This window comes from Microbacterium sp. UNCCL10, from assembly GCF_000746195.1.
In the GTDB taxonomy this organism is placed as follows: domain Bacteria; phylum Actinomycetota; class Actinomycetes; order Actinomycetales; family Microbacteriaceae; genus Microbacterium; species Microbacterium saccharophilum.
In genome coordinates this window covers 1,027,990-1,048,787 of sequence record NZ_JQKT01000007.1, presented here as the reverse complement: position 1 = coordinate 1,048,787, position 20,798 = coordinate 1,027,990, and the positions used below count along the sequence as shown (strand labels likewise).

15 protein-coding genes are annotated in these 20,798 nt (G+C 63.9%); 1 reads left to right on the top strand and 14 read right to left on the bottom strand.

Features of this window, described 5'->3' with window-relative positions:
• The 6 genes from pglZ to BR85_RS05240 all read right to left on the bottom strand — a co-directional run bounded on the left by pglZ (position 1) and on the right by BR85_RS05240 (position 10,900).
• Entirely contained in the window at positions 1-2,493 is a 2,493-nt protein-coding gene (gene pglZ / locus BR85_RS05265; protein WP_028495579.1) for a BREX-1 system phosphatase PglZ type A, read from the bottom strand.
• Entirely contained in the window at positions 2,486-5,911 is a 3,426-nt protein-coding gene (gene pglX / locus BR85_RS05260; RefSeq protein WP_028495578.1) for a BREX-1 system adenine-specific DNA-methyltransferase PglX, read from the bottom strand. Before pglX ends, pglZ begins: the two co-directional genes overlap by 8 nt.
• Positions 5,911-9,393, bottom strand: coding sequence for a BREX system P-loop protein BrxC (gene brxC / locus BR85_RS05255; protein WP_028495577.1), 3,483 nt, complete (start codon positions 9,391-9,393; stop codon positions 5,911-5,913). Before brxC ends, pglX begins: the two co-directional genes overlap by 1 nt.
• A gap of 4 nt (positions 9,394-9,397) precedes the next feature.
• Positions 9,398-10,009 carry a DUF1788 domain-containing protein gene (locus tag BR85_RS05250; RefSeq protein ID WP_081782671.1) on the bottom strand — a complete coding sequence of 204 codons (612 nt, stop codon included), beginning with the start codon at positions 10,007-10,009 and terminating at the stop codon, positions 9,398-9,400.
• Positions 10,009-10,617, bottom strand: coding sequence for a DUF1819 family protein (locus BR85_RS05245; RefSeq protein ID WP_028495575.1), 609 nt, complete (start codon positions 10,615-10,617; stop codon positions 10,009-10,011). The genes BR85_RS05250 and BR85_RS05245 overlap by 1 nt, the downstream gene beginning before the upstream one ends.
• Positions 10,618-10,696: 79 nt before the next feature.
• Positions 10,697-10,900, bottom strand: coding sequence for a helix-turn-helix domain-containing protein (locus tag BR85_RS05240; RefSeq protein WP_028495574.1), 204 nt, complete (start codon positions 10,898-10,900; stop codon positions 10,697-10,699).
• Positions 10,901-11,212: 312 nt separating this feature from the next.
• Between BR85_RS05240 and BR85_RS05235 the strand changes: the two genes are divergently transcribed.
• Positions 11,213-12,037, top strand: coding sequence for a hypothetical protein (locus BR85_RS05235; protein ID WP_028495573.1), 825 nt, complete (start codon positions 11,213-11,215; stop codon positions 12,035-12,037).
• Between the two features lie 37 nt (positions 12,038-12,074).
• Here BR85_RS05235 and BR85_RS05230 read toward each other — a convergent pair whose 3' ends face one another.
• The 8 genes from BR85_RS05230 to BR85_RS05205 form a co-directional block, all read right to left on the bottom strand.
• Positions 12,075-12,446 (bottom strand): hypothetical protein, encoded by a 372-nt coding sequence (locus BR85_RS05230; RefSeq protein WP_028495572.1) that lies wholly within the window; start codon positions 12,444-12,446, stop codon positions 12,075-12,077.
• Positions 12,447-12,526: 80 nt separating this feature from the next.
• On the bottom strand, positions 12,527-16,030 hold the full coding sequence (gene mobF / locus BR85_RS05225) for a MobF family relaxase (RefSeq protein ID WP_036272493.1): 3,504 nt from the start codon (positions 16,028-16,030) through the stop codon (positions 12,527-12,529).
• A 234-nt stretch (positions 16,031-16,264) separates the two neighbouring features.
• Positions 16,265-16,591, bottom strand: coding sequence for a hypothetical protein (locus BR85_RS05220; protein WP_051526160.1), 327 nt, complete (start codon positions 16,589-16,591; stop codon positions 16,265-16,267).
• 88 nt (positions 16,592-16,679) lie between these two features.
• A complete protein-coding gene (locus BR85_RS15635) occupies positions 16,680-16,835 on the bottom strand; it encodes an OsmC family protein (RefSeq protein ID WP_231478573.1) in 156 nt (51 codons plus the stop codon).
• A gap of 298 nt (positions 16,836-17,133) precedes the next feature.
• Positions 17,134-17,310 carry a hypothetical protein gene (locus tag BR85_RS15390; RefSeq protein WP_155947955.1) on the bottom strand — a complete coding sequence of 59 codons (177 nt, stop codon included), beginning with the start codon at positions 17,308-17,310 and terminating at the stop codon, positions 17,134-17,136.
• A 299-nt stretch (positions 17,311-17,609) separates the two neighbouring features.
• On the bottom strand, positions 17,610-18,572 hold the full coding sequence (locus BR85_RS15160) for a hypothetical protein (protein ID WP_036272264.1): 963 nt from the start codon (positions 18,570-18,572) through the stop codon (positions 17,610-17,612).
• 649 nt (positions 18,573-19,221) lie between these two features.
• Positions 19,222-19,608: a hypothetical protein gene (locus BR85_RS15385; RefSeq protein ID WP_155947954.1), complete on the bottom strand. Its 387-nt coding sequence runs from the start codon at positions 19,606-19,608 to the stop codon at positions 19,222-19,224.
• 67 nt (positions 19,609-19,675) lie between these two features.
• Positions 19,676-20,719 (bottom strand): TerC family protein, encoded by a 1,044-nt coding sequence (locus BR85_RS05205; protein ID WP_036272489.1) that lies wholly within the window; start codon positions 20,717-20,719, stop codon positions 19,676-19,678.
• Positions 20,720-20,798 lie beyond the last annotated feature (79 nt).

The window sequence follows — 20,798 nt, the reverse complement described above, 5'->3', positions numbered from 1 at the left end:
CTAGAAGTCGAAGTCAGTCGTGAACGACCGCTTGATCGTGTAGTTCCCCTTGGAGAACGTCTTCCACTGTGTCGTGTTCGGGATCGGCTCTTCGAGCCGCAACTCGACTGGCCGGTTGTTGAATTGGTCGGCGTCCTCGGTCAGGTACAGGACGGCCTTCTGGTAGCGGTCGCGCTGGTCGTCCGATGCGCTGTCGAAGGTGAGGACACGCTGGTCGGAGATCAGCGTGTCGCCGACGTAGAGGCCAAGCCGGACCTGGCGCGCCTGGATCTTGTCGGAGACGGCCTCGCGCTGCAGCAGCTTGACTGCGAGCTGCCCTGTGGTGATCTTGTCGGTCTCGGGCATGAGATCGACGTTCACTGCGCGGACGTCGCTCTTGCGCTTCTTGTTGACCGTGATCACCGGGACGACGATCTCTTGGAGGGATGCGCCGCCGTGGACGTAGCGCGTGCCGGCACCGGGTTGCGGGATGCGGTGGATCGACTTAGGAATCTGGATGTCGATGTCTCCCACCAGCCCGGCCTGAGCCGAGCTGAATGTCATGAATGACGGGGACGGCTTCAGCGACCGACCGAGCACGTAGCGTCGGTTGGTCTTGGTGACCGCGTCACCCTGCGGACTCTGCGATAAGTAGTACGCCTGCTCTAGGGGGATGTCCTGGTAGAGGAACCCGTGGTCGGCAGTGATCAGGATGTTCGTCGCGTTCGCGTTGGTCCACTTTCTTACGAGGAGCAACAGTTCGCGGCGAGTCTCCTCGGCGGCCTCGAAGACGGTCCGCTCCGTCGGGGCCTTGTCGCCCGCCGCGTCGATGCGGTCGTGATAGACGTAGAAGACCTGGTGCTGCGTGTACAACTCGCGAAGTTCGCTCCCTGGCATAGCCAGGGCCTCGGCGGCGGTGATGGCGTGCCCCTTGACCGCCTGCAGAATCTTGTCGCGGTTCGCGGTGCCATTCGTCGGCTTCCCGTCCGCGAGTACGGGCAGAGCCTCGGGGTCGAGTTCAAGGCTCGAGTGCGGGAGGAGCGACGCCATGCCGAGCTGGGTGTAGCTCGGTAGCGATCCAAGCAGGGCCGAGAGCGAGGCGTCGAAACGGTCCTCGCTGCGGATCGTGGATGCGAGTTCCTCTGCGATCTCGTAGCGCATGCCATCGGAGATGATGACGACCACCTTGGTGCGCCCATCCTTGACGACGGGTGCAACGTGACGGTCGAAGAACTTCGCCTGCGGCCAGAGCGCCGCAAACTTCCATTCGGTTATGGGCTCGAGAGCCTGCTGCCACAGCCCGCCGAAGTCGTAGAGGTACTTGTTGGCGTACTGCTTGTCGACCTCAGTCTTCAGCGCTTCAAGCGGTTTCTGGAAGTCGGCGGTCTGGTGAGCGTAGGTGAACCACCGGTAGTGCTGGTCGATGCGGAACCAGTCAGACTGGTACTTCTCCAGCCCCACTGCGGCGGACGCGACCGCGTGCGGCAGGGCCGCGATTGCTGCGAGCAGCTCTGAGGCGCTTTGAACGGCCTGGTAGAGCTTCGCGTACTTCGCCTTCCACAGGCTCTCCTGGCGCTGCCGCAAAATGTCGGCAACCTCGCGAGGCGTCACCGACTGAGTAGCGACCGCGGCGGCAAGGTCCACAATCACCTTGCGGTCGATCTCCTCAAAGATCGTGATCCTGGACAACTCGCGGTAGTCGCGATGCTCGATCTTGGAACTCACGTCGAGTGCATCAGCCGCGCGGGAGGCCAGCGTCGTCATCGTCTCCTGACTGCGGACGTCGTAGCGCAGCGCGTTGAAGTCACTGCGGATGTTGCGGAACTCGTCGGGAGTCCTCGACGCGAAGTCTTCGATGGCTCGGCTGAACATCCACAGGACAAAGTCGTCGATCGTCGGCGCCGCGCTTGGGTACCTGTAGATGCTCCCGAGTCCATCCCAGAAGAACTGATCGAGACCGAAGGTGACGAGCTCGTCGAACTTGGAGCTCTTGCCGGCGGCGTTCTCGACGAGGAGCTCGCGCACGATGTCGGTCAGCTTGTTGCCCGATGCCTTGACGAGCACCTGGGACATCTTGGCGCGAAGGCGGGCCGCGTCGTCTCCGTCGTTCAGGAGCTTCTCCAGTGCCTGCTTGCGGCTGTGCGCGGCGAAGAACTTCTGATGCCGCTCTATGACCGGCAGCAGGGATGGGTCGTTGAGGCCAAGCTCCTGTTGGAGCATGGAAGTCTTGTCGGCCGTGAAGACACCGTACGCGAGTTCGAGATCTAGAAGCCAGTTCGCCGTGCCGCGAGGGAGGTCGCCACGGCGGTAGACGAGGTGCTTGCTCACGTGATCGGCAAGGATCGCGTTCTTCACACCGAACTCATTGTCCTCGACACGGATGACGTTGACGGGCCCGAGATCGAGCGCGTCGAGGTCGGCGGCATACTCGCCGGCGGGGTCGTGCCAGAACACGACCCTCGTCGAGGCGAGTCGGCCCAGGAGGGCGTCCTGGACGGAGTTAAGGTCAGTCACTCGCCGCCTCCAGCCCCGGAATCTTCTTGAGCGCGGCGCCGAACTTCGGGTAGTTCGCCTTCACACCGTCGTCGAGGTCGATCACGACGTTCTCGGACGCCTTCGGGAAGAGCGTGTCGTGCTCGTACTCGTTCAGTTCGAGGAGTATCTTGCGAAGCCGATCCGCTTCCTTTGCGTCCCCAGCACGCACGGCCTGTTGGAGGGCGGAGTCCAGCTTGGTGACATACTCACGCAGGTAAGTCAGCACGGTCGAGACCGTTGACGGCGTGTAGCGGTGCATGTAGATCAGGGCGTTGAATGAGCCCTTGGGGCTGGAGAAGAGCCAGTAGATCGGGCGATTCTTGTACCGCTGGACGTGGTCCTTGTAGAAGGACTTCACGAAGTAGTCGCGCAGATTCTTGGCGCCAAGCATCTCTGTAACGAACCGCAGGTTCGCGTCGAGGTGTTGCTGCCCGAACGCCACGCGGATGAAGTGCCGGAAGCGCTCGACGATGTCGTCCTCGAACCAGGTTCCGTCCACGATCGGGATGACGTTGTCGGTGTCTGGCGTGAACGTCGGATCGGTCACCTTCGCCAAGTAGTCATGCAAGGTCGCCCCCTGGTCGGCAAGGATCAGCCCGGGTTCGTCGATGCTGTAACGGCCAAACATGCAGGCAACCGCGTACGAGACCAGGTCCCTAACAACTGAACCCGAGTCGACATCGGGCGAAGCGGATGGAGTCAAACGAACCGCCGGCGCGCGATCCTCGCCAAGATCCGCGGCGATCGCTTCATTCCAGTACTCGTTGTTTAGCTGCTCAAGTTCCAGGATCTTCCGCGAATCTGCGCGCGCTTTCATGAGGTATTCATTCACACGCTCCTCGAGCGGGCCCGACCCGCCTGTAAGTGGAATCCCGACGAAGCCGTGCGCTACCTCCGATCGAGCCCACGCTTGTCGAGCGAGGTGGATCAGCGTCCGAACGGTGTCACGACCTGTGCGTCCTCCTGGCATCGGGAGCCGCCCGACATCGCCAGACTGGTAGGTGAGGGTGGGAGACAGTACATCAAGCCCGTCGCGCGCAATCTGACTGTTCAGGTATCCGAGAACATCGAGGAGTTCCCCCTCCTCATTGCCGAAAATCGACATGCCGTTGATGTCGAAGACTGACCCTGCAGGGAGGTATCTAAACCGAGCGCCCTTGGACCCCGTCTTCGACCAGGTCACGCTCTCACGAAAGTAGAAATCGGTGTTCTTGATCGTGCGGCTCGCGCTTCCCCATTTCTTCGCCGCCTCCGAAACGATCTCCTGACCATCGTTTGCCCAATCGACCACGTGATACTGGTTGCCCCACCACGCTTTCGGCGTCCCCCCTTTGTTGTAGAGGAACCAACGATGCCCTGATTCTGCGGCGGACTCTCGTGATTGAGCATCGAAACGTGCCCGCCCGAAAGAGATTTCCCACCAGAACCTTAGAAAGCGCTCGTTGTCCCCCGTGGCAAGCCCTTGCTTCACATCGAACGCAGATCCAACAGTTGGGCGCGACCGATACAACCGGAGCAGATCGACTGGAAAGTCGAATGCGAAGGGCGCGCCAGGTAGCAACTTGAAATCGGATACAGGAACGCGGTAAACGTCCGTCCCGCTTGGCGGCGCTTCAGTGATCCCGTGCCTAATGGCTTCTTTCGTCACACGGAAGAAGGTGCCCACCGCATCTTCGTGTGGTGAGCCCACTAGAACCACGGCTGCCACGTTCAGGACCACCCCGAAGGCCGACTTGTCGATGCTCGCGCACAACACAGGATGAGCGCGCTGCAGAACAAGAGCTCGCATCTCAGCGAAGGAGCTGGTGAAGATCCACGATTCGCTTGTAACAAGACTCGCGACACCGCTTCGCTTGGTGAGCTCCAAGGAACGCTCGACAAACATGGTGCACAGGTCAGTCCACGAGCTCGGGTAACTCCGAGAGGCAAACTCCCTGAGCCTGGACGAGTAGTTCTTGCTTCCCATGTACGGCGGATTCGCGACAACCGCCGCGTACCTCGGCAGCAAGAACTCCGCCTGCCGGACCGTCTTCCGAGCCCGGCCCAGTGTGTCGGCGTGGAGGATATCGCCCTCGGCGTCTAGCGTCGCGAGCTGGTCAGCGAGACGAGCGGTCAGCGCGGGATTGGGCTGGATGAGCGACCCAAAGGTATCGGCCTCGCCGAATTGGTTCCAGAACGCCTCTTCCTCGTGCCGGTTGCCGCCGTCAGCGACCAGATAGCTCAGTTCGTCGGGGCCGAACGAGATCCGGTCAAGCACGCAGATCTTCGGCTCGACCGGGTTCCTGAGGAAGAGCTTGCGCCTGGCCGCGGCCTTCATCGTCAGCGCGAAAGCCGCGAGGGCACCTGCTCGGGGATCGATCTCTGTGCCGAAGAGGTTGTTCGTGAGAATCAGCCGCGGAATCTGCGACGGCGTGTAGCCCTCCTCCTCATAAATCGCATAGAGGAGATCGAAGGCGTAGGTCAGCATGTGGCCCGAACCGCAGGCCGGGTCCATGACCTTTAGCTCTTCGGGCTTGCTGATCGCGAGGAAATCGGTCACGTCAACCGGGGCGATGTAGTAGTCCATTTGCTCGACCAACCGGGACTCGGGGTGGTTCAGCATCCACAACCGCCCGACTGAGTTCTCGACGAGGTACCGAACGATCCAATGCGGAGTGAACAGCTGGGTAGCGGCGGGGATCTCATCCGGGCCCGCCAGCTTTCGCGCAGCCCCTTTCGCACCGAACCCGTCGAACACCTCCTGCTTCCGTTCAGAGATGTAGAACTGATAGAGCCAGCCGATTACTTCGACGTCCGAGCAGACCTCCTCGCTGAGCACCCTGACCGAGCGACTCAGGACGGAGTCTTCAGCGAGCAGGTTAGCTGGGATAAGAAGCTCGGTGTAGTCGCCCTCGCGCTCGAACATGAAGGGCATGGCCCGGTTCCAGTAGCGGCAGTAGTCCGCGAGCAGGAGCGCGTATGCCTCGGCTTGGGCATCGACGCCGGGACGAGGCTGGCGGGTGCCGTTGAGTAGTCCTGTGATGGTTGATGCGTTTGCGCCCTTGACTACATCACCGTCGATCTGGCCCCGCTTGGCTGCAGCGAGCACCTCGGGCTGGCCGACATGTTCGACAGCGGGCGAGACGACGCCGATCGCGGTGTAGTTGTTGGCATCCATGAAGCGCAGGGCAATGATGCGGTTGAACCAGGTGTACGCAACCTTGTCGGCCACGTGCGCCTTGCCCTTGTCTCCGCCGCCCCCCGCGGCGATGGTGCGTTCCAGCGCGGTCACGGCTCGCGGCTGTTCGACGCGTTCGGGCGATCCCAGAGCGAGCACGGCGGTAATGCGCGCGCCGACCTCGCGGATGAGTTCGATGCGCGCTGACGTGGCGAAGGACTTGAGCGTTGCGGTGTCCATCAGAGCGTGATTCGCTTTCCGTCGTTGAGGGTCGCCACGAGCGCGGCGCGGTACTTGGAGAGATAGGCGTCGACGTCGGCCTCGGACTCCAGGACGCCCGACGCGCCGGGCACGCTGATCGATTTGACTGACACCATCGGCTTGGGCGGCGGGGCGTCGTCATCCCCACCCTGCTGCGCCGCAACGAGCCGGCTCAGCAGCTCCGGGTAGTCGTCCTGTTCAAAGGTTGCTCCCGCCTGGAGGATGAGCGCGGACTGTGTCTCGCCGCCGAGTCGCGCGAGGACCGCATCGATCCATCGGATCACGCTCTCCTGTGCTGCCGGAGTGGCGTTGACGTAGTAGGTGCTGCCGAGGATCTCGGCCCGCCGCCCATCGATCGCCTCGGTCACCTCCGCACGCTTGTCGGCGACAACATCGTCGATCTGCGCTCGCAGAGAGTCGGAAGCGGCCTTGAGCTGGTTCATCTTGTTGCCACGGAAGGCACTGGCATCTGCGAGCAGGGCTTTGACCGAATCCGCGCTCCCTGCGGGGAGGTAGCCGAGGTTCCCCGTGTTGGCGCTGAGGAGTGCCTGTGCCTCGTCGAAGATCTTGGCCTGCTGGCCGTTGAGGAACGACTTGATCGGATCGATCAGGTCTTCCTTGGCTTCGAGCAGCTCGTCAGCCTTATTAAAGTCGGTGAGATACCAGTCGACCTGCTTGCTGACGACCTCGTCGAGCAAGGCGACAACGCCGGCGAGCTCGCTGACGAAGGGATACCGGCTGCTGCTGACGAGAGCGTTGAGCTCGTCCCGCCTGGCCGCGAGTATGTCCCTGCCGAACCGGGCGAGTTCTGTGGGGTCGCTCGGCACGGCCCCGGCGTCGAAGAAGTCGGTGCAGAACTTCTTGAATGCGGCGACCTTCGCGTGGTCGTAGGCCTTCTGGGGTGCGACGACGACGTGCTGGTGCTTACCGGTGTTGCGGATGAGGCCCACTGCCTCGGTTCGGACGACCGGGTTGGAATCGACGCTCAGCGCCACTTTGCCGCTGCCGACGAGCCATCCCAGCACGACCTCGATGGAGCCGAGGTCCCAGCCGTAGGGTTTGGTCTCGAAGCGGGCGACGATCTTCTTGATCGTCACCTGTTCTCCGAGGCCCGATTGCGTGATGATCCAGGACTCCATCTCGGTGCCTGGCGAGTTGAGCGCGCTGAGCGTCGCCGCGTCAAATAGCCCCGTGTCGCTCTGGACCGCACCGGCGACCTGTTGCTCGGGGTAAACCTTGCCGCCGAGTAGCCCGAGGTTCGTGTAAGTGCGGCTGACCAGTTCCTGGAATCCGTCCGACACCCGAGTCACAGCATCCTGGGAGCTGGAGGGGATCTCGGCGGCGTTAATGATCAGTTGCGCCTTGCCCACAGCCTGACGGAGGCGTTCAATGAGTTCCTTCTCGCGATCGGCGTTGAGTACCTGTTTCGACTGGAGTATCGACTGCATCGAGGGCGTCGCCCCTGAGCTGGTGCGCTGCTTGGTGTACTTCTCTGTCTTGAGCAGCAGGCGCAAGTCCCACAGCAGCCGCTTGTCACGGCCGAGGAACACCCGCAACTCGTCCCGTCCCATGCTCTGCGCCGCAATCTCAGAGTCGCTATAGCTCGTCTCGGGAGTAACGAAGTGGATAGTCAGCTCACGCTGGTTTCCCTGGGGCACGTCGTCGAGCTTGTAGCCGAACGAGAAGTCCTGCCCGTTCTTCGCGTACTTCAGCTTGTTGGTCTTGAAGATGTCGGACGAGAGATACCGGAAGAGCTTGTTGGAGACCTCCGAGGAGTCGACGTCGACCGCCTTGATCTCCTTCTCGATCTCCTGCTCCTCGTTGGTGAGGTACTCGTAGACGTTGCCGCTGCGCTGGACGTACGACTGCGCCTCCAGCAGATTGAGCGCCTCCTGCACTTGCTTGCCAAGCCCGGTGAGGTCAAGCCCGAAGCGGTCGTAGACGAGCACGGTGAGGTTGCGGGGCGTGGCCTTGAAGGTATCGACGTACTTGACCAGGAACAACGCCTTCAGCAGCCGATTAGCGAGGATCGTGACGTCGGAGCCAGGATCAGGCAGATGCTTCTCCGCCTGAAGGATCGCGCTCTGGGCAGCCGACTTCAGGGCGGCGCTAATGCCCGCGAACATCTGGTCGAACGTCGCGAGGTAGCCCATCTGTTCGGCGCCGATGCGCTTCGCGACCTCCTGAACCACACCGAGCATAGAACGCTCGCCCACCGAGCTGTTCTTGCCCTCGAACATGTTGTGGTCGGACAGTCCCTCTATCGCGGCCTGGAACATTGGGATCTGGTAGGTGACGAACGGATACGTGCTGATGAACCGTCCACCGTCGACGTAGTTGCGGTAGGTCTTCGCTCCGTCGACGAATTCGAAGATCGTCTTGAAGTTCGCACCTTCCTTGGCATGGATGGCCATGAGCTCGGCAGCGCCCGCATCGTTCTTCTCCAGCAGCCGCTTGCTGATGACCTCTTCGACGTCCTGGCTGGTCAGCTTCACCTTGGCACTGAACCGGGCCTGGATCTTGGAGAAATCGTTGCCCTGCTGCCTGGTGCGGTCACCGATGACCTTATCCATGTCCTCCTGCGAGGTGACGAAGACCCACGACTGGCCCTTGCATTTCGTGTTGAGGGACTCGGCAATCGTCTGCAGGTTCAGCATGAGCTTGACGTCGTCGGCGATGAACTGGCCGACCTCGTCGACAAAGAAGTTGAGTCGAAAGCCCGGTTCCTGCTTGTCGATCCACGCCTTGACCGAAGTGGCGAAGTCCTCGATCGACACGGCATAGGACTTCTGGTACTGAGCGATGATCCCAGGGTTGGCCTCACCGTTGACCTCGGCGAACGCCTTGTCGATGTTGTGACCTTCGAGGGCGGTCTGTTCGCGCCCCTGGGACCAGTCGATTCCGGCGTACCTCGCGAAGACCGCTTTGAACGCCTCGTACTGGCCACGCTTGTCGAGATCCTCCTCGAACCGGGCGACGGCGCCATCATTGCCGAAGTAGCCGCGGCTCTCATCGAAGACCTTGACGAATACCTTGAGGAGCGCGTCAGTCTGGTCCTTGGCGATCAAGGTCGCCTTCTGGTCGATGTTGAAGAGCAGGCTCTTCGCCGGGATGGCTGCAGCCTTCTTCAGCGAGGCGATGAGCATCGCGTCGTCGGTCTTGCTGAGGAAGCTCTCGCTTACCCGCTCGCGCGGGAACGCCTGCCCCTCCACGTCGCCGAGAAGGTGCGCGAGCATCTTGAGCAGGTGGGACTTACCGGAGCCGAAGAAGCCGGAGATCCACACACCGTTGGCGTTCGTGTAGTTGGTGTACTCCTCCAGCAGCGGCGCAACGCCCTTTGCGGCGTCGTTGGTGAAGACGTACTCCTCGACCTCGATTCCCAGGTGGTCGACATCGTCGGCCTTGACGACGCCCTCGATCGAGCGGGTGACGTCTTTGAGGAAGATCTCGTTGAGTTTCATCGGGTCATGCTTCCTGGTCGAGGATGCGCTTGGCGCGGTAGAAGGAATCGTCTTTGAGTTGGCCGAACAGGACCAGCGCTGAGCCTTGTGTTGCCGAGACCTCGTACCGGCCCGGGAAGAACATCAGCATCGGCTTGGCCGAGACGACCGTTTGCAGGTTGTTGAGTGCGGTGTGAGAGCGCACGAACGGAAACACCTCGCCGATGCCCGTGAGGAAGAGGATCTGGAACGACTCGGCTGCGATGCGCTCCTTGATCGCCGGAGCCAGGTGCATCTGCGGGTCGAGCATGTTCTGAAGCATCTTGAGGAAGTCCGGCTTGTCCATCGTCGGTTCGGCCGCAAGGACGCGATCCCATACGTTGCGCTCCTTGAGCAGGTCGACGCAGAGGTCGTAGAGATTGATCTCGAGGACCTTGATGCCCAGTTCGGTGTCGAGCTTGGTCTTGATGCGCTTCTTGGCCTGGGCCACGTCAAGCGCCCACGTCGGGTCGTAGTCGTAGATGAAGTGGGCAACCTCGTTGCCGAGGCCCTCCATTTTCAGGAAGCGCTCACTGCCGAGCACCTTGAACAGGTGCTCCTCTTGCTGAGCCAGTGTGGGCTTGGATCGCATGGGCATCAGGCCTGCCTCGTGGGAAAGAAGCGGATGTCGCTTGGTGAGCGCTGGGTGAGGCACTCCGCGACGCGGGCAGATAGAAGCGCGGGCTCTATTGCGCGCTGCGTGGTCAGCAGCCCCGCCTCGACCATCATCTTGAAGAGCACCTCTCGGAGCTTCTTATAGGAAAGGTCGGTGACATCGTCGAGCTCGTCGTGCCACATGGCCTTGGCGCGGTAGAAGGAGTCGTAATCCTCATAGGACACCGTGTTCGCCAAGGTGAGGAAGCGCTCGCGCAGGACTTCCTCGGCGAATTCTCCGATGAGGTGGTAGCGGCGGCAAGCTGCGGCCCACATGAGGTGGCCGCGTTCCGAAGCGGTGACTTCGTCGAGGATCTCAATCTCGTGGTCGGAGAGCGACGACAGGCGCTTCACGGTCTCTCGAACGAGCCGCACCCCCGTTCGGTAGGTCCGTGCCTGCAGGAGGTTCTCGTCGAGTGCGAGGTCGCGCACCTTCACCCAGTCACGTTCTAAGAGGTAAATGGGCGCCAAAATTGCTGCCTCACGCTCCAGAAGGCCGCCGGTGGTGAACGAGAGCGCGTAGCGCGGCGCAGCGGCCGAGTCGCTGTTCATGAGACACCCCCTCTGGAAAATGGCAAGTTGATCAGGATACGTCGAGCGTCCGACACTTCGCGTCGACGAGCCGCGACGATCAGGTTTCGTCCGTGTCGTCAGACGCGTGCTGCGCCGCTCCCCCGCTACGCACCCACTCGTCGATCTCGCTGACCTGGAACTTCCATAGCCGGCCGACACGGTGGGCGGGCATGGCCTTGTCTCCGATCCAGTCGTAGACCGTGTCCTTCGTGATGCCCAAGTGGGCGGCGATCTCCTCAGCAGACAGCCAGGGCTCAGCCACGTCGATAGACCTCCAGTATCGAGTGCGCAGGCACGCACAGTGTCACCCTATCGACGGTCAGATCCATCGAAAGCCCGTGGCGCCCCGAGTGACCCGGCTATAACCGGGTTCACACCGGTCTCGTCGCAGGGGTCGCGCGCGCGACGGTCAGTTGCCTAAAGTGCGTGCCGCCGCAACCCAAAACGGCTCCCTGGCCAGCGGATCTGTCCTACACATGCCCTAAGTTGATCTGGCGCATCGCACCATCAGACCCCACGAGTTGGCTGGGCTGCACCCTAAAGTGGGCTTCGCCGGCACCACCAAGGAGAGAACGTGAGCGATAAGGACGACTACGTCGAAGAACTTCGCGTTGTCCGCAGGAAGAAGGACACCTATCGCTCGAACTCGTCGAAGTCGGACGAGTTCGAGAGTGATCTACTTCGCAACAGGAGCTCCAAGGGCGTCGCTGGCCCGACCGAGTCACGCGCTGTCGACGAGGACGAGCTCCGTGAGCGGTATCAGAGCGATCCCATCTATGTAACTTCCGATGCCCCGTCCCGCGAGCTCACACCTGGCCAGCAGGCCGTCGCTGACGCAATCGTCGAAGTGGCGGACGTCGCAATACGTGATCTCCTCGTTCCGCTCATTCGAGACGTTCTTGCGCCTGCAGCTAAGGCGAAGTACAGCGAGCTCGCCGAGCGCCGCCGCGCCCGCGCCCTCGAGCGCGCCGAGACCAAGGCGAAGGCACGAGAGGTCAAGGTCGCGAACCTTGAAGAGGTGGATGAGCTCGCACCCACACCCGTGTCGAACGAACTGGACGAGCTCGAGCCCTCCGTCCTGATGACGCGTAGTGAGGTGCTGCTCGCCCAACTGCAGCTGAAACTGGCGGAGGACTACGCTGCCAAACAGCGATGGCTGCTTGAGCACGCCGAGGTCACCGCGGAGGACCTTTCACCGACGCTCGAGCAGGCTCTCGCTCTGATGCTCGAAGGTCGGGCAGACTCACTCAGCGAAGCGGAGCGAGAGGCGGTCGCGGCCTTCCTCCGCGGGGTGGGTCGAATCGGGCGCACCGGAATCCAGTCCGAGGCCGAAGAGATGCCCGAGAAGCTCGCGATTCCGAGCGACGCTTACGGGGACGCGAGAAACCTCTCAAGCTAGAGGGCACCTCTCGACTATCGAAGACCCCGCGAGTGGGTCAGCGCCAGTCTCGAGCTGCCGCGTCGCGCTCGAGAGGCACCTTCTGCGCCACGTCTGCGCTCCGATAGCGCCGTTCGAGCGCCCGCGACCTCAACAAGCGGCCGAAAGTGATCGGCCCGTTGACCACGAACTTCAGCGCGTTCCACAGGCATACCAACACGAGCAGGTTGATCCAACCCGGCGCGCCGCCGGCCACCCATTGCGCCAGCGCCGCGGCGATCACGACGTAGACGACGGCGAGAATCATCGCGGGCACGCCCCACTTGAGGCCGCGGCGGGTGTGCGTGGCGCGGATCAGGATGTTCGTCGGCATGCTCCGCTGGAAGAACGCGTAGATGCGACTCACGAATGCGATGAGCAGTTGAAACATCGTCCAGGCCTCTCCTTTGGGGCGTGGGTCTCCGTACTGTGTTCAGGGTACGCCCGCCTCTCGGTGCGCGGCACCCGCGACTACATGCTGTGGACGGGACGCGCGCGACCGAGCGCCCGCTGAGGCTGTGCAGGAGCGGCATCATGCGACAGCCAGATCGCGCGATCACGCGCCGCACCTGCAGCCGCAGCATCCATTCGCTGGTTCGCCGACGTCGCGGGAGCACCGAGGGCGTCATCCTCGAAAACGGCGTACCGGTCACGGTAGGCCGCGACGACACTCGCCTGGCGACGCCAGGAACCCGCTCGCGCCGGGTCGACGGGGATGCGCCCGAGCGCCGCAGTCCAACTCTCACGCGACGTCAGAGCGGCCTCGACCAACGCCGTGGCGCGCTCCTCGATGAGATGTGCGCGTTCGTCGAGGGCACGCCGCATGTCAGGATCCACCTCGCCCATCGCTGCAGGGATGAGACCGGCGATCAACCGGGGTCCGCTCCCCCGCGAACTGCCACTCGACGGCTGAGCCAGAACTCGCTCGAGACGTTCGTGGAGCACGGCCGCGGCATCCTGAGCATCCTCGAATCCATGCGCCGAAGCGATACGCGGGAGCAACGCGTCGACGTCGTGCCCGAGCGCTTCGGCGCGTCGAAGGCCGGCAGTCAGCGCACCGAACGCGTCCGAAGCGATCGCGGCCTCGGCCAAAGCGGCTGGTAGTCCACATGCGTGGATGAGGTTCGTCCACCGTGGCCGTTGTGCGGACGACGCGATCGTCTCGTACTCGGCAGCGAGTTGCGCGATCGATCCCCAGCTCTCCTGCTCGGTGGCGAGCGCCTCGTGCGCCGACAGTTCGGCTCCCACATGGCCGAGCACGCCCACGAGGATGTCGCGGGCCGTCGCATCCGGGCGATTGCCGGGATGACGCGCAGAGTGATTGTCGTCGGGACGAGACGTGACCACGTAGGCAGTGTTCGATGCTCGCCCCCGGGTCATCGCGACGTAGAGGTTCTCACGCGTCGTTCCAGGCTCGATGAGTGCGTGCGCGGTGTCGGTCGTGATCCCCTGCGCTCGGTAGGCGGTCACCGCGTAACCGAGGTCGACGTTCTCAGCCACATACTCGGCAGGGAGCCACAGAGGTCGAACCCCGATGCGGTCGATGTTTCGCACGCGCAGCGAGCCATCGTGACGAACCGCGACGACCCGCCACCGCGAACCGTTGCGCACCCAGTTGCTCCCTGATCGCAGTCGGCGGTCGTTCTTCCGGGTGATGACGACGTCGCCGACGGATGCTGCCGCGTCATCGCGCAGCGGCGCCTCGGCGCTGGCATCCACGATCCCGGAGAGGATGAGCTCGGCGCGCGCACGTCGGTTGAGTGCACCGACCGCTTCACCCGTATCGGCGACGAGCACCGACGACATGCCGGCGGCCATGTCTCGTAGCCACGCGCTGTAAGCCGCATCGGACATGGCATCGGCATCGCCGCCAATGATCCTGTCGTGCGCGCCGTAGGAGTCCAGGGCCTGCAGTCTCCCGTTACGGAGATCGAGGGACGCGTCCTTCTCCCACGCGTCCCGGAAGCGATGGACGTCTGCGAGCTCGGGGGCATTGGAACGTGCTTCGACCAGCATCCGGAATGCGCCGCCTGCATCGACTGACTGCAATTGCGCCCAGTCTCCCACCAGGAGGACCTTCGCGCCCGCGTGCATCGCGACAGCGCAGATGCGATCGAGCGTCAGCGTGCCGGCGAGGGAGGCTTCGTCAATGATGACGAGCTGGCCGCCGCGCATCGCCGCGTGCCCTTGGCGATTGTCGTGTAACCATTTGGCCGTGTTCTCGGTGGCGATCCCGAGGTCATCGGAAAGTTCGCGAGCCGCGGCAGCGGAAGGCGCGAGCCCGATGACCGAGCCGCGCCCGTGCTCGTGCTCCCACGCGAGTCGCAGAGCATGCATCGCCGTCGTCTTGCCTGCACCGGCCGGCCCGATCAAGACATCGAGCTTGCGCGACGAGGTTGCGATCGAGTGAAGGGCGTTGCGCTGATCCTCTCCGAGGACGATCCCGTGATTGCGGCGCGCTCGCTCGGCGTGCTCGAGGGTTGCAGCGCCGACGACCGGTCCAGCGGTTGATTGCGACGCGGCGAGCAGTCGCTCCTCGGCATCCAGGAGAGTGATCGACGAGTAGCGCTCGGAGTTCCTCGGACGGAAGACGCTCGTGCCATCCGCACGTCGGAACTCGGCGGGCGAGAGTGCAAGTTCGGGCGGCGTGAGCCGAACGGAGCGTTGCTCCGCGGCATCCGCAATCATGCCCACGATCGCCTCCCGGTCTTCGGTTGCGATGAAGCGCCAGCCCATCGTCTGCCGCGCGGCTTCGGCGTAAAGGTTCCAATGACTCCAAGTGGACCTGCGTTCGCTTGCGGCCTCGACCACGCGCGCCGCGAGTTGGTTCAGGATGCTGTGCGACATGTCTTCCGCGCGCAACGGGGTCGGCGCATCCGAATCTCGGATCACGGCTCGAGCCCAAGTCGTCGCGTCACGGCCGAGTAGCCGACTCGCGCGGGTTCGCCACTCCTGCGTGAAATCCGCGAGCGATCGGAGTTGCTTTTCAGGGCGAGTCGACAGCGTCGCCTGCTGGCGTAGCCGGATGACCGTGACTTTCGACGGCGCGCGACCGTGCGCAGCGATGTACTCGTCGATGAGCCGATCCTTCTCGATGTCGATGTGACGCGAGCGCGACGAGAACTCGGCTACGAGATCCTCGGGAACGGTTGCGATCGCCCAGACAGGGTTGCGATCGGCTTCGCGCTCGCGCCGCTCCCACCCGACGCCGAGCGCACGCGTCAGATGGTCAGCGAACACGGCGTTGTGCAACTCGGAGATCGCCACCGTTGCCGCGTGCAGCGGTCTCCCGTCAAGCGAGCGCCACTTGCCGTCGAAAACTGTGCGCACCTTGTTGCTCACGACGACGTGCGTGTGCAACTGCGGGTCGCCCGCGCGCGAGTCGAAGTGGTCGAACGCTGCGGCGATCAACCCCGTGACCTCGACCTGTGCGACGGCGCCATCACGCCCCGGTTCGCCAGCGCGGGTGGCTGCGAGTTCGCCTTCCATGAAAGCGAGCACGTCGTCGATTGCCGCGTGATGAGCGTCGGCGATCCTCGCTTGGGTGTCGGCGTCAGAGATCGCCCAAAGCACGGATGCCGACTTCGGCAGCGAGAAGGTGAAGTCGTAGCCGGCCACAGCGCGGCGGCGGATAGTCGGCGTTGGTGCGGCCTGGTCGTCCGGCGGATCGATCGGGTTGTTCGAACTGGGCTCGGGAACCCCGTACTCGGGATATGCCCGACCGAGCGGCGCACCCGTTCCGGGATCGCGCCCCATCCCCAGCAGCAGCTCGAGTTGGGCTTCGGAGACCCGTGATCCCGCATCGATCCGCCCGTCTGCAAGGGCTGGCAGCCCGCTCCCGAGCCACCGCCCCGGTGGCGTCCCCGCCTCTGCGTAGTAGCGGGTCAGCGGGATGGAGAGCGGCCGTTCCCCATCAGCCGCGGCAACCGTGCGGAGGAGGTACTTGTAACCATCCCCTGCGCTCATGACCCGCATCGACACCGACACCCCGGCACCGCCTCTCGTACGCCAGAGAGGTGCGCCGCCGTGCCCGCGTCAGTGCGCACGGCCCTCGATCTGCAAGACGTGTGGGCTCCTGGTGGGATCGACAATCGCGGTTTGGGGCGGTTGTCGATCGCTGTCCACAGACCTCATTGAGTTCTGCGAAGCCTTGCAGCGCCCTCGGATTGTGGCGGTCCCCGGCAGGGTGGTGCTACATGGGAGCACTGGCTACATGCCTGGAACAGCTATCGCTTGATGAATCTGGATCGTGCCGATGCGCAGGTGAGGGTGCCCCTCCATCAGCGCGGCAGCTGTGCTCAGGTCGGGCGCTTCGAGAATCGAGTAACCCACCGCGGTGCTCGCGGTCGAGCCTCCGCCGGTGGCGGGTACTGTGGCGGTTTCGCCCAGTGGTGCACCCATGTCGACGAGCGCCGGCCCGACTTTCTGCGCCCACGCCATCCAGGCCTGCATTTCGGCCTGGCCGGCGTCCTCGGATTTCTGCATCTGCTCTGATGCGCTGATAGCCGCGTGGTCGAGCACAACGAATCGGCTCATGATGTCCTCCTCGGGGGATCGGACTGACCGGCGGATCCGGCGTGTCGTGACGGTTCCGCTTCAGGTTCCACCCCCGGAACCGCGCTGTCTAGGCTGCCGCGGGCATGGTCGCGGCGAGGTTCGTACTCACCACCACCGAGCCCTCGAGCGTGCGGTGAACGGGGCACCGGTCGGCGATCGACAGCAGTGCGCCGCGTTGCTCGTCGGTGAGTGGCCCGTCGATGGAGATTGTTCGTTTCGACATGGTCGACCCATCCGGTCCTGCCTTGGCAGTTGGCGCAGTCTTCCTGTCGCCGACACTTCCGCGTGAATCCTGGAGTGGCTCAACGTTACTGCGATCCGGCCCACAGGCCATTCCTTCCGTTGGGCGTACATCCGCAACGTCATGGACGTGCACGACCCGAAAGCCGCCAGCAGATGCTAATTGCAGCGATGGACCAGAGTTCATGCCGACCGGTTCCGGCTCATCAGCGGAGAGCGGGTGGTGCGCGGGTGGTGACGAGCTGACCGTAGGGTCCGCGGCCACTCTCCGACACCCATTCTCAACCGCCGGCGACAATCCCACCGCGAGTGGCGTTGTACTCTCGCACCCGCTTGGCAGATCGAGCAACGCCAAGTGCTCCCGTCACGGTGAAGAACACACCTACCAGTGCGATGAAGATGACGCCGAAGACATTGGCTTCCGGATCTGGGAATAGCATCAGCAAGGCGATCAGCAAGAAGTAAAGCCCAAACCCGAGCCCGGCGAGTGCAATACCTCGCCCGTTCCTGCAGGCCCTTTCATCTCTAGTCACGGAGGGTGGCGCTGCGTTGCGAAGCGAAGGTGCGACTGCGCTCATCATGCTTCAATGTTGCCACCTTTCGAGGGCATCGCTGAGGACGTGAGAGCATCTCGGAAAGTGGCTATCGTGCGCGGCAATGACCGCTTGGCTTCTAGCGAAGCCGACGTTGTCACTTCGCTGTGAGAACGCAGTTGCTGAAAGGGGTCACGCTGACGTGATGGCCCGGTTCGCGGCGGTCATCTGCCGAAGAGGTTTCCCCAGTGTGGGATCTCGATGTTGGTGAGTTGTTCCCCGAAGCCGCTGATGTTTTCTCCCCAGCCGGCGATGTTGTCTGTGGCTCCGGCCGTGAGGTCGCTCGCTCCGCCGGCTAGGTCGGCGGCGCCGGCGGTGACGTCCTCGAGGCCGGCGACACTGTCTGCGGCTCCGGCCGTGAAGTCGGCGGCCCCGGCGGTGACGCCCTCGAGTCCCGTGGCGAGCCCTGACAGGTCGATCGTGCTGGCAAGAGCGTCGAAATCGACGCCCGCGGCGAGTGCTTCGTTGAGGAGCGGTGCGGCGATGGTGGTTCCGATCGCGCCGGCGGCGACGATGACCAGGAGCCCGCCGGCCGCACTGGCAGCGGTCATCCCGATCCTCTGCCCGGTCGTGGCGGCACCGGTTCGGGGGGTGCGAGCGAGGATCCCGGCCAGGAGACCGGGGTGAGCTGCCTCGGCGCGGGTAGCGGTGCGGGCAAGATCAGCCGGCTGGGATGTGCGGGGCTGTTCGGCGGGGGGAAGTTCGGTCCGCAGTCGCGCCTGGAGCTCGTTGCGTTCCGCGGGCGCGAGTCGGCTGAACGCGTCCGCGTGGATCCGCTCCAGTTGGGCAGGCTCGGCGGTGCGCAGTAGATATTCGTACCGGGCGACTGCGGCACGCTCGGACCCCTGATCGTCCGCCGGCGGTGGGGTCAGACCCACGGTTTTCGGGGGCGCCGTCGCGGTGTCGGCGGGTGGGGCGAGCGGATTTCCGGCTAGGGGCGGTGGGGCGGGCGTCGCCGGCGCGCTGTCCGGGGCGGGCGCGGCGGCCGCGCTGCCGGTAATGCCGTCCACCGCACTACGAAGTGTGCTCTTCCAGTCGCGCGGTTCACTGTCGGGGGTGTGTGCGGGCGGGGGTGTCTTGTTGAGGGCCCGGTGGGCCAGGGCGGTGAGGCGGTCGAACATGCTCATGAGCGTTTCCTTTGGGATGGGTGAGTGATGTCGGGCGTCAGTGGACAATCACGACAGGTGAGCCGCGCTTGCGGGGCATGACACGCGGATGGGTGCGGTGAAACGCGCGTGCGCCTCTTCCCCGCCCCCGGACGTGTCTTCGTGCTGCGCGCGTTGGCCGGTCATGTGTAAGGCCAGGCGAGCGGGAGCCAGGCCACGGACATCACTCCCCACGCCCGGGCACGGCCAGCTGATGGGGGGAGGCGGAGGGAAGATCGCGTGGCGGAGTAGCTCTCGACGCGCACCTGCTCTGGGGTCAACTCAACGCCCGCAGCCCTGGCATCTGCGAGGACCATAGTGCGGATCTCGCGGTGCCGTCGAGTGCGAGAATGCAGCAGGACGGCCGGGTCGAGGCTGAAGCCTGCCCGCTCTGGCTGGACATGTGCTACCAGATGGGCGGTGCGGTCTGCGAGGACTCGAACCGCGGTGAACAGCACTCTCCATCGGGCACGTTCCCGCGGTAAGGCGACGTGCACACACAGATCACCTTCCCCGACGAACGAGCGAAGATCATTGGGCCAAACGGGCGCTTCGAGGACGACGCGATCGATCGGGGTGGTGAGCTGACGGTAGCGCAGCAAGCATAGATCGTGCTCTTTCGTGATCACGGTCAGCTCCATTCCGGGCAGGCATCGTGGTGCAGCTGCACGCGCGCGCCCCAGTCATCTATCGGATGCGACATCCCGGTGGTCTCAGCGGTCCGGTCGATCACGGTCCGGGCGTCCCAGAACGGGCCTCCCTCGACGAGGAGGCACTGGCCGGCTTCCACGTGCAGCTCGTTGCTCGAGCCGCCGAGCAAGACCCGCTGCCCCGCCGGGACGATAACGTGCGTCACGGTTTGATCGGTGACCTCACGCACCGTGACCGGATTGTCTCCTGCGTTGCGCAGGCTCCCGCACCCCGGCAGAGGTCCGCCGCAGCGGTCGCCGACACCGACAGTCCACGCGACTGAGCGAATCCCGGTCACTGCAAGCAGCGGCAGAACGAGCACCGCCACTGTCGAACCTCGGCGGCCCCTCCTCACCAGCTGGGGATCGGGGGCCAGGGCCGCCGAGGCGGCACGGTCAGTCATCGGAACCCACCTTCCGGCCTGCGGGCACTCGGCCGCGGCGGCGGAAGACCGGCTCGGCCGCAGCGAGCTCCTCGTCGCTGGCGAGCCGGAACGCTCCGGCAGCTTCGGTCTGCACCTCCCGGCGGCCTTGACCGCGGGTAGCGCGGAGGCTCGCGATAATCGAGACGGTGATGATGGTGGCGACCACGGCGAGACTGATGGTGGTGGGGATGTAGAGCACGTCCAGAAGCAACATCTTGATCCCGACCCAGATCAGGACGAACGCGAGTCCGACCTTGAGGTAGATGAACCGGTGGATGAGGTCGGCGAGGAGGAAGTACATGGCCCTCAGCCCCAGGATCGCGAACGCGTTGGCAGTGAAGACCAGGAACGGTTCGGACGTGACGGCGAAGATCGCGGGGATGGAGTCGACGGCGAAGATGATGTCGGTGATCTCCACCAGCACCAGCACTGCTAGCAGCGGGGTGGCCACGACGATCCCGGCCTTGCGGATAAGGAACTTCTGCCCGTGGTACGCGTCGGTCATCGGCACGAACCGGCGGAACACCTTCAGAATCTTGGACTTCTCCGGGTGAATGTGGTCGTTGCGGGAGCGGAACATCCGCCATCCGGTGTAGATCAGGAACGCGGCGAACACGTAAAGGATCCAGGAGAAGTTCTCGATCAGCGCGGCACCGGCGGCGATGAAGATGCCGCGGAAGATCAGCGCACCCAGGACACCGAGGAACAGTACCCGGTGCTGGTACTCGCGGGGCACGGCGAACGCGGCGAAGATGATCGCCCAGACGAACACGTTGTCCACCGCGAGGGATTTCTCGATCAGGTAGCCGGCGAAGTACTGCTGCCCGTACTCCGCCCCCCACAGCGACCAGACCAGCACACCGAACGCGACACCGAGCGTCACCCAGACGATCGACCAAACCGCGGCTTCCCGCACCCCGATCACATGCGCCTTACGGTGCGCGACCAGATCAACGGCGAGCATGACCAGGATCACACCCAGAACGGCGAACCAGGCCCACAAAGGGACAGTCATGACAAAGACCTCCACGAAAGATTCGTGAAGGTCTCATCGGCCTGGCGGGCCCCTGCGCACCGGATCCCGCGGAGGGAAC